10 protein-coding genes are annotated in these 12635 nt (G+C 70.5%); all 10 read left to right on the top strand.

Features of this window, described 5'->3' with window-relative positions; all coding sequences use genetic code 11:
• Window positions 1-179 precede the first annotated feature (179 nt).
• Complete coding sequence (locus tag H9L17_RS03885) at window positions 180-2147, top strand: TonB-dependent receptor plug domain-containing protein (protein WP_187571049.1); 1968 nt, start codon at window positions 180-182, stop codon at window positions 2145-2147.
• 62 nt (window positions 2148-2209) lie between these two features.
• Complete coding sequence (gene cobN / locus H9L17_RS03880; protein ID WP_187571048.1) at window positions 2210-6112, top strand: cobaltochelatase subunit CobN; 3903 nt, start codon at window positions 2210-2212, stop codon at window positions 6110-6112.
• A gap of 42 nt (window positions 6113-6154) precedes the next feature.
• On the top strand, window positions 6155-6634 hold the full coding sequence (locus H9L17_RS03875; protein ID WP_187571047.1) for a MotA/TolQ/ExbB proton channel family protein: 480 nt from the start codon (window positions 6155-6157) through the stop codon (window positions 6632-6634).
• 3 nt (window positions 6635-6637) lie between these two features.
• Window positions 6638-6964 (top strand): DUF2149 domain-containing protein, encoded by a 327-nt coding sequence (locus H9L17_RS03870; protein WP_187571046.1) that lies wholly within the window; start codon window positions 6638-6640, stop codon window positions 6962-6964.
• Window positions 6965-7034: 70 nt separating this feature from the next.
• Window positions 7035-7493 carry a MarR family winged helix-turn-helix transcriptional regulator gene (locus tag H9L17_RS03865; RefSeq protein ID WP_187571045.1) on the top strand — a complete coding sequence of 153 codons (459 nt, stop codon included), beginning with the start codon at window positions 7035-7037 and terminating at the stop codon, window positions 7491-7493.
• On the top strand, window positions 7490-7873 hold the full coding sequence (locus H9L17_RS03860; protein ID WP_187571044.1) for a VOC family protein: 384 nt from the start codon (window positions 7490-7492) through the stop codon (window positions 7871-7873). Before H9L17_RS03865 ends, H9L17_RS03860 begins: the two co-directional genes overlap by 4 nt.
• The gene (locus H9L17_RS03855) at window positions 7870-8253 is read left to right on the top strand and encodes a VOC family protein (protein WP_187571043.1); all 384 of its coding nucleotides are present in this window, start codon (window positions 7870-7872) and stop codon (window positions 8251-8253) included. Before H9L17_RS03860 ends, H9L17_RS03855 begins: the two co-directional genes overlap by 4 nt.
• A gap of 39 nt (window positions 8254-8292) precedes the next feature.
• Window positions 8293-9069: a type I methionyl aminopeptidase gene (map, locus tag H9L17_RS03850; protein WP_187571042.1), complete on the top strand. Its 777-nt coding sequence runs from the start codon at window positions 8293-8295 to the stop codon at window positions 9067-9069.
• A complete protein-coding gene (glnD, locus tag H9L17_RS03845; RefSeq protein ID WP_187571041.1) occupies window positions 9066-11657 on the top strand; it encodes a [protein-PII] uridylyltransferase in 2592 nt (863 codons plus the stop codon). Before map ends, glnD begins: the two co-directional genes overlap by 4 nt.
• Window positions 11654-12499 (top strand): 2,3,4,5-tetrahydropyridine-2,6-dicarboxylate N-succinyltransferase, encoded by an 846-nt coding sequence (gene dapD / locus H9L17_RS03840; protein WP_187571040.1) that lies wholly within the window; start codon window positions 11654-11656, stop codon window positions 12497-12499. The genes glnD and dapD overlap by 4 nt, the downstream gene beginning before the upstream one ends.
• Window positions 12500-12635: the final 136 nt, after the last annotated feature.

Below are 12635 nucleotides of genomic sequence, written 5' to 3'. Positions count from 1 at the left end.
TCGCCGGGGATCGCGGGCGCGGAGGCCGCGCATCCGCAGCCTTCCAATGCGGGGAAGGGCGGGCATGGCGCGGGCGGTTGATCTGCGTCAAATGAAATGAGAATCAGTTTCGTTAACGTCTGCGGCATTCGCCCTGGACGCCGTCGCAGGGCCGCGTCTTTCCCTCTGGAGATCGTCCCGTGACCCGTCTTTCCCGCGTTTCCCCCCGACGGCGGCAGCGCCGCCGGCTGCTGGCCCTGTCGATGCTGCTGGCGCTGCACGCGCCGGCGTTCGCCGCCGATGGCGACGCCGACAAGGACAAGCCGGTCACCGAGTTGCAGAAGGTGGTCGTCACCGCCACCACCAGCGAGCGCAGCGCGGACACCGCGCCGGCCAGCGTCACCGTCGTCACCGGCGAGGAACTGCGCGCGCGCCCGGCGCGCGACGTGCTGGACGCCCTGCGCGACGCGCCCGGCCTGAACATCCGCGCGGTCGGCGGGCTGGGCCGGCGGGTGGTCAGCATGCGCGGCATGGAGAGCCGGCACACGCTGGTGCTGGTGGATGGCGAGCGCATCGCCGCCACCGACCAGGTGTTCGGCCTGAGCGACCTGCAGTTCGGCTGGGTGCCGATGGAGGCGATCGAACGGGTCGAGATCGTGCGCGGGCCGCTGTCCTCGCTGTACGGCTCCGATGCGCTCGGCGGCGTTATCAACATCATCACCCGCGACGCCGGCAGGCAATGGAGCGGCGGCGCGCGCCTGACCGCGGGCAACACCACCCGCGACGCCGGCGGCGACAACAAGCAGGCCAGCGTGCACCTGGCCGGGCCGCTGGGCGAACGCGTCTCGCTGGTGGTCGATGCGGCCTGGCAGAAGCAGCAGCCGCAGCCCGATCCGGCCAACGCGCGGATCGACCAACGCGAGGGGCAGGAGCAGTCCAGCCTGCGCGCCCGCCTGCAGTGGCGGCCGAGCGAGAACCAGCGGCTGGCGCTGACGATGATGAAAAGCGACGAGGATCGCTGGTACGGCACCAGCACCGGCAAGGTGCCGCTGTACTACCGGCAGTCCTACGATTTCGACCGCAGCCAGATCAGCTTGAGCTACGACGCCGGCATCGGCGGCGGCACCCTGCACCTGGCCGCGCAGGTGGCCGACATCCACCAGGTGCAACGCAACACCAACGGCGTCGCGCCGTCGCCGGAGCAGGGCGCGCGCGAAACCACCGTCAACGGCCACTACGGCATCGCGCTGGGCGAGGACCACCAGCTCACCGCCGGCTTCGAGGCGCGCGAGGAATGGCTGGAGCATCCCTCGTTCGCGCGCGGCCACGAAGCGCTGCGCCAGTACGCCGGCTTCTTGCAGGACGAGTGGACGCTGACCGACCGCTTCGACCTCGTCGCCGGCGCGCGCCTCGACCACCACGAGCTGTTCGGCAACGAAGTCAGCCCGCGCCTGTACGCGGTCTGGCAGCCGGCGGACGGCTGGATGCTGAAGGGCGGCTACTCGCGCGGCTTCAAGGCACCGATGCTCAAGCAGATCTCGCCCGAGTACCGCTTCGACGGCCCGCACAGCTTCATCGGCAACCCGGACGTGAAGCCGGAGAAGAGCGGCAACTTCGAGCTGTCGCTGGGCTACGCCAACGCGGACTACTGGCTGCGCGCCACCGCCTACCGCAACAAGGTCGAGGGCCTGATCGACGCGGTCTGCATCAGCCTGTGCGCCAAGCCGCTGGGCCGGCTGTACCGCTACGAGAACGTCAGCGACGCGCGCATTCGCGGCGCGGAGCTGGAAGCGGGCGTGGAGCTGCCGCACAACCTGCGCCTGAGCGGCAACTACGGCTACACCGACGCGCGCGACGCGACCGCCGACCGCCGCCTGGCCGAGCGGCCGCTGCAAAGCGGCAACGCGCGCCTCGCCTGGAGCAGCGCCGACCGCGCCTGGCAGTGGGAACTGCGCCACGACTACATCGGCAACCAGCTCACCGCCGCTGGCCAACATCAGCGTTCCTACCGCCTGTGGAGCGCCTCGCTCAAGCGCAGCCTGTTCGGCAACGCCAGCGTGCAGGTGGGCGTGGAGAACCTGGCCGATCATCGCGTCGAGGATGACGGCGCCTACAACTACCTCGAACGCGGCCGCTACGTGTACGCCATGTTCGGGATCGGGTTCTGACGATGACGCGCTGGGCACGATGGTGCGGCGCCGCGCTGCTGGCCGTCGCGGGAATGCTCACGATGCCGTCCGCCGCCGTGCGGGCGGCATCGCCGCAAGCGGGGGAGGCGCGGCTGGCGCTGGTGGGCAGCGGCTTCTTTCCGCAGGGCAAGCTGGCCCTGTACCGGCAGCTTGCCGCGCGCGAGGGAGTGCGGCTGGACTACGCGAGCACGCCGCTGACGCCGGAGGCGCTGGCCGCGCTCGACGGCGCGGATCTGGTGCTGGCCGAACTGCCGCCGGTGCAGCAGTGGCGCGACGAGAAATTGCCGCGGCAGCTGGGAGGGCTGCCGCGCACGCTGGTCATCGACCGCGACGGCGAGCAGGCACGGGGATTGGACAAGGCGCAGGCCACGCTGCTCGCGGCCTACGCGCGCAACGGCGGCGAGCGCAACCTGACCGCGCTGCTGCGCTACCTGCGCCAGTGGAAGGCCGAGGGCAGGCCGCCCGCCGATCCGCAGCCGGCGCTGGTGATGCCGCGCACCGGCATCTACCACCCGGACTACCGCGACCTCGCGTTCTCCTCGCTGGACGACTATCTGCGCTGGCTGGGGCCGAAGGTGAAGCCGGGCCAGCCGGTGGTCGGCATCTCGATGTTCGCCTCGGCGATCGGCAGCGATTCCACCGCCCACATCGACGCGCTGATCCGCGAGATCGAAGCGCGCGGCGGCATCGCGCTGCCGTTCTTCCGCGACACCGACGGAGGCGTGCCGGTGGAGTCGCTGCTGATGCGCGACGGCAAGCCTTTCGTGGACGCGTTGGCGAACTTCGAGATCCTCTACCGCGGCGACATCGGCAGCGACTACGCGCGCCTCGGCGTGCCGGTATTGCAGGCGATCACCTACTGGGACGGGCCGGAGCCGGTGTGGCAGGCCGACCGTCAGGGCATCTCGCCGGGCATGACCTCGTTCTACCTGGCGATCCCCGAACAGGCCGGCATGATCGACCCGCTGATCGTGGCCGCCGGCAAGTCGCGCACGCCGCCGCAGCCGATCCAGGCGCAGATCCGCGCGCTGGCGAACAAGGCGCTCAACTACGCCAAGCTGCGGCACCTGCCGGCGGCGGACAAGCGCGTCGCCATCGTGTTCTACAACTATCCGCCGGGCGAGAAGAACCTCGGCGCATCGGGCCTGAACCTGCCGCGCAGCCTGCACGCCGCGCTAGCGGCGATGCGCGAGGCCGGCTACGGCACCGACCTGCCGACCGAGGACGGCCTGCTGGCCTCCTTGCAGCGGCTGCTGTCGCCCTCGTATCGCGGCGTCGGCGAAGTGGACGCGCTGCTGCGCGAAGGTCTGGCCGGCTGGCTGCCGCTGCGCGATTACCGGCGCTGGTTCGATGCATTGCCGGAGGCGACGCGCGCGAAGATCGTGTCGGCGTGGGGCGAGCCGGAATCCAGCCCGTGGCTGCGCCATCGCAACGGCGAAGCCGGCTTCGCCATCCCGCGCCTGCAATTGCGCAACGTCACCCTGCTGCCGCAGCCCGCGCGCGCCGCGCCCGGCAGCGACGGCGCGCACGACAGCAGCGCCAGCTACCACGACGTCACCCGCCCGGTCGATCACTTCTACCTCGCCGCTTACCAATACTTGCGCGAGCAGGCAGGACGCGACGCCATCGTCCACTTCGGCACCCACGGCACGCAGGAATGGAGCTATGGCAAAGAGCGCGGATTGTCGGTGTTCGACAATCCGATGCTGCTGGTCGGCGACGTGCCGGTGGTGTATCCGTACATCGTCGACGACGTGGGCGAAGCGCTGCAGGCCAAGCGGCGCGGGCGCGCGGTGATCGTCAGCCACCAGACGCCGGCGTTCGGCGCGGCGGGCCTGCACGGCGACGGGCTGCGGTTGCAGCAGCTGATCGAGGAATACCAAGCGCTCGACCACGGCGCGGTGCGCGATGCGGCGGCGCGGCAGTTGCGCGAACTGGCCGGCAAGAGCGGCATCGCGAAGGATCTGAAGTGGGATGCCGCGCGCACCGAGGCCGACTTCGACGGCTTCCTCGGCGCACTGCACGAATACCTGGACGAGTTGGGCGAGCAGGCGCAGCCGCTGGGTCTGCACAGCTTCGGCGTCAGCGAGGACGCGGCGCGGCGCGGCGACACCGTGCGGCTGATGCTGGGCAAGCGCATCGACGCGGCGCTCGGCCTCGGCAAGAAGGCGCCCGCCGACTACACGGCGCGCGCAGACGAAGCGGGCCGCGTGTGGCTGCAACGGCATCTGATCGAACAACAGCCGCTGCCGGTCGATGCGTCCGCCGCGCAGCGCGAGCTGTTGCAGGCCGCGCAGCGCACTTACTCTTCGCTGGACGCAGCGCCGGAACTCGCCGGCCTGCTGGATGCGCTGGCCGGCCGCTATTCCACGCCGGGCCTCGGCGGCGACCCGCTGCGCACGCCGGAGAGCCTGCCGACCGGGCGCAACCTGTACGGCTTCGATCCGCAGCGGGTGCCTTCGCGCGCGGCGTGGGAAGCCGGCCAGACTGCGCTGCAACAGCTGGTCGACAGCTATCGCGGAAGCCACGCAGGCGCATATCCGGACAAGCTGGCGTTCTCGCTGTGGGGCGTGGAGACCATGCGCCACAACGGCATCCTCGAAGCGCAGGTGTTCGCCGCGCTGGGCGCGCGTCCGGTGTGGGACGACGGCGGTCGCATCGAGAAGGTCGAGCTGATCCCGGCCTCGGAACTGGGCCGTCCGCGCATCGACGTGGTGCTCTCGGCTACCGGCCTGTACCGCGACCAGTTCGGCGTGCTGATGCAGCGCATGAACGAGGCGGTGGCGCTGGCCGCGGCGGCGGACGGCGGCGACAACACTATCGCCCGCCACACCGAAGCGGTGCGCAAGCGCCTGCTGGACAAGGGATTGGAGGCCGACGTCGCCGACCGCTACGCGCGCACCCGCATCTATTCCAGCGAACAGGGCAGCTACGGCAGCGGCCTCGGCGGCAAGGTGCTGGAAACCGGCAAGTGGGATGGCGACGGCGAACTGGCCGAGTCGTACCTGGCGCGCATGCAGTACGGCTACGGCCCCGACCCGAAGCACTGGGGCGAGATCCCCAAGGGCGTCAACGCCTACGCCGAGCAGCTGCGCGGAACGCAGGCGGCGGTGCTGTCGCGCTCGTCCAACCTGTACGGGATGCTGACCACCGACGATCCGTTCTCCTACCTCGGCGGGTTGTCGCTGGCGGTGCGCCATCTGGATGGCGCGGCGCCGTCGCTGTACATCTCCAACCTGCGCAATCCCGCCGGCAGCAAGGTCGAGGACGCCGCGCGCTTCCTCGCCAGGGAATTGCAGACCCGCCAGTTCCATCCGGGCTGGATCAAGCAGATGCAGGCCGAAGGCTACGCCGGCACGCTGGAAGTGGTCAGCTCGATGGACAACTTCTGGGGCTGGCAGGCGGTCGATCCCGGCACGGTGCGCGCCGACCAGTGGCAGGAGTTCAACGACGTCTACGTCAACGACAAGCTGAACCTGGGCACGCGCGAATGGTTCGAGCGCAGCAACCCGAACGCGCTGGCGCAGATCGTCGAGCGCATGCTGGAAGCCAACCGCAAGGGCTACTGGAAGCCCGACGACGCCACGCTGCGCAAGCTGGTGCGCACCTGGCGGCAACTACAGGCCGAGCATGACGTGTTGCCCGGCAGCGACAAGCTGCTGCCGCACGTGGCGAAGCTGGCAGCGGCGTTCGGCCTGAACGCGCCGCGCCCTGCGGCGAGCAGATCCGCACCCGCACCGTCCGCAGCGGCGCCTCCCGCGCCCGCACCGGGCGCCGATGCGCCGAAACCCGCGCCGCCGAAGCCGGCCGCCCAGCGCGTCAGCGGCATGCAGCTGCGGCAGGTACTGCCATCGCCGCCGCGCTCGCCGCTGTCGCTGTGGCTGGCGCTGCTGCCCGCGCTGCTGGCCTTCGGCCTCGGCGGCTGGCGGCAGTCGCGCGCCTGATTTTTCCTTCCTCCATTCCCTTCCGATTGAAAGGCCGTTCCCATGAAGTTGATCGAATCCCTGTTGCACCAGCTGTCCGGCTGGTTCCTCGCGCCGGTGCTGGTGCTGATCCTCGTGCTGTTCCTGTACGCCTGCTATGCGCTGGGCGCGTTCGCGGTCGAGGCGTGGCAGCGCCGCGGCGGCCGCGCACATGCGATGGAGCGCCACTGGCAGCGCCACGGCGGCGGGCTGGAGGAAATGGAACTGTGGATGCTGAAGCGGCTGGAGCCGCTGCGCATCGGCACCCGCACCGCGCCGATGCTGGGGCTGGTGGCGACCATGATCCCGATGGGCCCGGCGCTGACCGGATTGTCCAATGGCCGCATGGAAGAAGTGGCGCATCACGTCGGCGTCGCCTTCGCGGCGGTGATCGTCTCGCTGCTGGCGGCCTCCGCCATCTACGCGGTGCTGGTGGTGCGGCGGCGCTGGCTGCTGCAGGACCTGCGCCGGATCGAACTCGCCATCGCCGCAAGGAGCGCCTGAGCCATGCGCCGCCGCTATCTGGACGAGGAAGAACAGGACGATCCGATCCTGTCGGTGGTCAACCTGATCGACGTGTTCCTGGTCATCGTCGCGATCCTGCTGATCGCGCTGATCCGCAATCCGTTCAACCCCTTCAGCCACGACAAGGTGGTGATGGTCGCCAACCCCGGCCAGGCCAACATGGAGATCGTGGTCAAGGACGGCAAGAAGCTGGAGCGCTACAAGGCCAGCGGCGAGATCGGCGAAGGCGAGGGCATGCGCGCCGGCACCGCCTATCGGCTCAAGGACGGCAGCATGATCTACGTGCCGGAGAAAGCGCCGGCAGGCTGACGCGTCGGCCATGGCGGGATGATGGTAAATAAATATTGACAGTCATGGTTGTTTGACTATCATCCCGGACATGGACAAGCGCGAACGCGACGAGATTTCCTTTCCCGCACTGCTGCGGGCGGCGCGGGCCACCTACGGCCGGGCGATCCGCGCCGCGCTGGCGGAGGCGGGCTTCGACGACATTCCCGGCAACGGCCTGTTCGTGATCGGCGCGGTGGCGCGCGAGCGCCTGCCGATGGCGACGCTGGTGCGCGCGCTGGGCGCGACCAAGCAGGCCGCCGGGCAACTGGTCGATACGCTGGCGCTGCGCGGCTACGTGGAGCGCGTGGCCGATCCCGACGACCGCCGCCGGCTGCTCGTCGCGCCCAGCGCGCGCGGCGCCGCGGCGGCGGACGCCATTCGCGCCGCGACCGCCGGCATCGACGCCAGGCTGGCCGCGCGCGTGCCGGCCGCGAAGATCGCGCACGCGCGCTCGGTGCTGCTGGCGCTGGCGGCCATTCAGGACGACGCGGCGGAGGGCGGCGCATGAACCTCGCGACGGTGGAGATGAAGGCGTTCGTGCCGGCGCGCGATTTCGCGGCATCGCTGGCGTTCTACGCGGCGCTGGGCTTCGAGATTCCGTGGCCGTCGGACGATCTGGCCTACGTGCGCTACGGCGATGCCAGCTTCCTGCTGCAACGGTTTTACGTGCCGGAACACGCGGGCAATTTCATGATGCACCTGCTGGTCGAGGACGCCGACGCCTGGCATGCGCATGTGGCGGCGTCCGGCGTGGTCGAACGCTTCGGCGTGCGGCTGTCGGCGCCGGAAGACCGGCCGTGGCGCATCCGCGACTTCACCCTGACCGATCCGTCCGGCGTGCTCTGGCGGATCGGCCACAACCTTCCCGTCGATGGAGCCGTTCGATGACGCGTCCTGCGTTCACCCAGCTGGCGCCGGTGCTGCGCGTCGCCGACCTCGGCCGCGCGCTGGCGTACTACCGCGACGCGCTGGGCTTCGAGGTGGAATTCGTCCATGCGGCGTTCTATGCCGGCCTGCATCGCGACGGCTGCCGCCTGCACCTGAAGCTGGCCGCGCCGACGCCGCGCGACCAGCGCGCCTTCGAGGCGGAGCAGCACATCGACGTGTGCATCGGCACCGGCGATGCGGACGCGCTGCTGGCGTGCCTGCTGGCGAACGGCGCGGACATCGCGCTGCCGTTGCGCGAGATGCCCTACGGCCGCGAGTTCCACGTGCGCGATCCGGACGGCCACGTGCTGGGCTTCGTGCAGCCGCGCGAGGGCGCCTGAACGCGGGCAGGGCGCGCGCAAATGGCGGATAATCCGCCCATGAGCATCCATCTGAAAACCCCCGCCGACCTCGAGAAGATGCGCGTGGCCGGCCGCCTGGCCGCCGAAGTGCTGCAGGTGGTCGCCCCGTTCGTGAAGCCGGGCGTCACCACCGAGGAACTCGACCGCATCTGCCACGACCACATCGTCAACGTGCAGGGCGCGATTCCGGCCAACGTCGGCTACCGGGGCTTCCCCAAGACCGTGTGCACCTCGGTCAACAACGTGATCTGCCACGGCATCCCCAGCGACGCGAAGGTGCTGAAGGACGGTGACATCGTCAACATCGACGTCACCGTCATCAAGGACGGCTGGCACGGCGACACCAGCCGCATGTACATGGTCGGCACGCCGTCGGTGATGGCCAAGAGGCTGGTGGACGTGACCCGCGAGGCGATGTTCCGCGGCATCCGTGCGGTGCGTCCGGGCGCGACGCTGGGCGACATCGGCCATGCGATCCAGCAGTACGCCGAGGCCGAGCGCTTCAGCGTGGTGCGCGAGTACTGCGGCCACGGCATCGGCAAGGTCTACCACGACGATCCGCAGATCCTGCACTACGGCCGCCCCGGCGAAGGCATGGTCTTGCAGGAAGGCATGACCTTCACCATCGAACCGATGATCAACGAAGGCGCGCGCCACACCCGCCTGCTGCCGGACGGCTGGACGGTGGTGACCAAGGACCGCAAGCTGTCGGCGCAGTGGGAGCACACCGTGGCGGTCACCCGCGACGGCGTGGAGATCCTGACCCGCGTGCCGGGCGACGACAACGACCTGTGAGCGCGCAGGCGGGCGACGATCCTGCCTGGTCCGCCGCGGCCAAGGCCGCACTGGCGCAGGCCGATGCGCGCCTGGCCCGCCGCTTCGACGCCGGCGCACGCGCCGACCGCCTGATCGCGCTGCGCGCGCGCGCCGTCGACGTGCAGGTGCGCGCGGCGTGGCGGCGCTGCATTCCCGCTGACGCGCCGCTGGCCCTGTTCGCGGTGGGCGGCTACGGGCGCGGCGAACTGTTCCCGCAGTCCGACGTCGACCTGCTGGTGCTGGCCGAACCCGACGCGCAGCAGACGTGGCAGGCGGCGCTGGCGCGCTTCATCGCGCTGCTGTGGGACGCCGGCCTGCAGGCCAGCCACGCGGTGCGCTCGGCGGGCGAATGCACCGAAGCCGCCGCCGACCAGAGCGTGCTGACGGCGTTGATCGAAGCGCGTCCGCTGGCGGCGGGCGAAGACGAGGCGGCCCGGCTGGCGGAAGTGTTGTCGCCGCAGAAGGTGTGGCCGCCCGAGGACTTCTACGAAGCCAAGCTGGAGGAGCAGCGCCTGCGCCACGCGCGCTTCGGCGACACCTCCGACAATCTCGAGCCCAATCTGAAAGACGGCCCCGGCGGCCTGCGCGACCTGCACCTGCTGGGCTGGCTGGCGCTGCGCAGCCTCGGCGTGCACACGCTGGACAAGCTCATCGAGCTGGGCCGGCTGGGCTGGGACGAGGCCGCCGCGCTGGAGCGCGAACGCCGCGCGCTGTGCCGGCTGCGCTACGGCCTGCACCTGGTGGCGGGGCGGCGCGAGGAGCGGCTGCGCTTCGATTACCAGAAGCTGCTGGCCGCGCGGCTGGGCTATGCCGACGATGCCGACTCGCTCGGCGTCGAGAAGATGATGCAGGGCTTCTACCGCAGCGCGGCGGTGGTGCGGCGGATCGGCGACCGGCTGCTGCAACGCTTCGAGGAACATTTCGAGGGTGTCGCCGCGCCCGAACCCATCGACGCCGAGTTCGAGCGCCGCAGCGGGTATCTGGCCGCGCGCGTGCCGGGCTGGCTGGGCAGCGATCCTGCGCACATCTTTGCGCTGTTCGCCGCGTGGGCCGTCGATCCGTCGCTGCGCGGCCTGCACTCGCAGACCGCGCGCGAGCTGGCGCAGGAGCTGCCGCAGATTCCCGCCTACACCGACGCATCGCCCGCGCTGCGCGAGGCGTTCATGCAGCTGCTGCGCGGCCCGCAGCCGGTGCAGACGCTGGAGCGCATGGCCCGCGCGGGCGTGCTGGGGCGCTGGATTCCGGCGTTCCAGCGCGTGTCCGGGCGGATGCAGTTCGACCTGTTCCACGTGTTCACCGTCGACCAGCACACGCTGGCGGTGCTGCGCAATCTGGCCGGCTTCGCCAGCGGCGAGCCCGATCCGCGCTTCTCCATCGCGCATCAGGTCTGGCCCTCGCTGCGCAAGCCGGAACTGCTGCTGCTGGCCGGCCTGTTCCACGACATCGGCAAGGGCCGGGGCGGCGATCATTCCGAACTCGGCGCGGTGGATGCGCGCGCGTTCTGCGAGGCGATGGGATTGTCCGAGGCCGACACCGCGCTGGTGGAATGGCTGGTGCGTCGGCATCTGCTGATGTCGGTGACCGCGCAGAAACAGGACATCACCGATCCCGAGGTGATCCACCGTTTTGCCGGCGAGGTGGCCGACCGCCAGCGCCTCGACCATCTCTACCTGCTCACCTGCGCCGATATCGCCGGCACCTCGCCCAAGCTGTGGAACAGCTGGAAAGACCGCCTGCTCGCCGACCTGCACACCGCCACGCGCCTGGCGCTGCGGCGCGGGCTGGGGCAGCCGGTGGCCGCCGACGAACGCATCGCCGAGAACCGCGAAGCGGCGCGTGCGCTGCTGCTTGCCAGCGGCCACGACGATGCAGCCATCGACGCGCTGTTCGCGCGCATGCCGGCCGAGAATTTCCTGCGCAGCCGCCCCGACCAGATCGCGTGGCAGGCTGCCGCGCTGCGCGATGCGCGCGCCGGCGAGCCGGTGGTCGCCTCACGCGCGATGGCGGGCCGCGACGGTCGCGACGGACTGGACGTGCTGGTGCACATGCCGGACCAGGACGGCCTGTTCGCGGCAATCGTGATCGCGCTCGACCGCCTGGGCATGAGCGTCTTGCAGGCGCGCGTGCTGGACGGCCCGGACGGCACCATCTTCGATACTTTCCACGTCTTGCCCGCCGAACAGCGGCAGGCGCCGGAACCCGCGCTGCTGGCGGCCTCGCTGGCACGCGCCTTGGGCGGCGACCTGTCGCGCATGCTGCCGGCGCGGCGCAGCCAGCCGCAGCACCTGCGTCACTTCCGCGTCGCCCCGCAGCTGGACTTCGCCGAGATCGCCGGCGGCACCCGCATCGGCCTGATCTGCACCGACCGCCCCGGCCTGCTGGCCGACGTGGCGCGCGTGCTGCGCGAACAGCACCTGCGCGTGCACGACGCGCGCATCGCCACGTTCGGCGAGCGCGCCGAAGACCTGCTGCTGGTCAGCGATGAACACAATCACCCCCTCGCGCCCGACCGCTGCGACGCTTTGCGCGCCGCGCTGCTGGCCGCCCTCGACGGAGACAAGCGATGACCCTCACCGATACCGACGCCCTGCGCGCCACCCTGGACGATGCGTGGGAGCGCCGCACCGACCTCACCGCCGACGAGATCGCCGCGCGCGTGCGGCCCGCCGTGGATCGCGCGATTGCCGGGCTGGAAAGCGGCGAGCTGCGCGTGGCCGAACCCGACGGCAACGGCGGCTGGCGCGTCAACCAATGGTTGAAGAAGGCGGTGCTGCTGTACTTCCGCACGCAGGACATGGCGCTGGTCGATGCCGCGCCCGCGCCGTTCTGGGACAAGGTGCCGGCCCGTTTCGCCGGCTTCGACGAGGTCGCGTTCCGTCAGCTCGGCGCGCGCGTGGTGCCGGGCGCGGTGGTGCGCGCGGGCAGCCACATCGGCAAGGACGTGGTGCTGATGCCGAGCTTCGTCAACATCGGCGCCTACGTCGGCGAAGGCACGATGGTCGATACCTGGGCCACGGTGGGGAGCTGTGCGCAGATCGGCAAGGACTGCCATTTGTCCGGCGGCGTCGGCATCGGCGGCGTGCTGGAACCGCTGCAGGCCGGCCCGACCATCATCGAGGACCACTGCTTCATCGGCGCGCGTTCGGAAGTGGTGGAAGGCTTTGTGGTCGGCCATCACAGCGTGGTCGGCATGGGCGTGTTCCTCGGCCAGAGCACGCGCATCTACAACCGCATGACCGGCGAGGTCAGCTACGGCTCGGTGCCGCCGTACAGCGTGGTGGTGTCCGGCTCGCTGCCGGCGGCCGACGGCAGCCATTCGTTGTACTGTGCGGTGATCGTCAAGCAGGTGGATGAGAAGACGCGCAGCAAGACGAGCGTGAACGAGTTGTTGCGTGGGTTGGCGGATTGAGTTGTTGAATGCGTGCATCGTCGCGGGGCCGGCCGGCAGGCGGTGTCCGCGACACGCCGCAAGTACGTCCATGTAGGCTCATCGGCGGAATCCATGCCGCCGATGGTCGCGAACACCGCCTGCCGGCCAGCCCTCC

The sequence above is a fragment of the Thermomonas brevis genome (assembly GCF_014395425.1).
GTDB classification, from domain to species: Bacteria; Pseudomonadota; Gammaproteobacteria; order Xanthomonadales; family Xanthomonadaceae; genus Thermomonas; species Thermomonas brevis.
This window is presented reverse-complemented; position numbering and strand designations above follow the sequence as displayed.

What these genes read in the sequence shown, in the direction of transcription:
- cobN (WP_187571048.1), top strand. Translation starts at nt 2,210, where the DNA reads ATGCCGTCCGCCGCCGTGCGGGCGGCATCGCCGCAAGCGGGGGAGGCG.
- H9L17_RS03875 (WP_187571047.1), top strand. Translation starts at nt 6,155, where the DNA reads ATGAAGTTGATCGAATCCCTGTTGCACCAGCTGTCCGGCTGGTTCCTC.
- H9L17_RS03870 (WP_187571046.1), top strand. Translation starts at nt 6,638, where the DNA reads ATGCGCCGCCGCTATCTGGACGAGGAAGAACAGGACGATCCGATCCTG.
- H9L17_RS03865 (WP_187571045.1), top strand. Translation starts at nt 7,035, where the DNA reads ATGGACAAGCGCGAACGCGACGAGATTTCCTTTCCCGCACTGCTGCGG.
- H9L17_RS03860 (WP_187571044.1), top strand. Translation starts at nt 7,490, where the DNA reads ATGAACCTCGCGACGGTGGAGATGAAGGCGTTCGTGCCGGCGCGCGAT.
- H9L17_RS03855 (WP_187571043.1), top strand. Translation starts at nt 7,870, where the DNA reads ATGACGCGTCCTGCGTTCACCCAGCTGGCGCCGGTGCTGCGCGTCGCC.
- map (WP_187571042.1), top strand. Translation starts at nt 8,293, where the DNA reads ATGAGCATCCATCTGAAAACCCCCGCCGACCTCGAGAAGATGCGCGTG.
- dapD (WP_187571040.1), top strand. Translation starts at nt 11,654, where the DNA reads ATGACCCTCACCGATACCGACGCCCTGCGCGCCACCCTGGACGATGCG.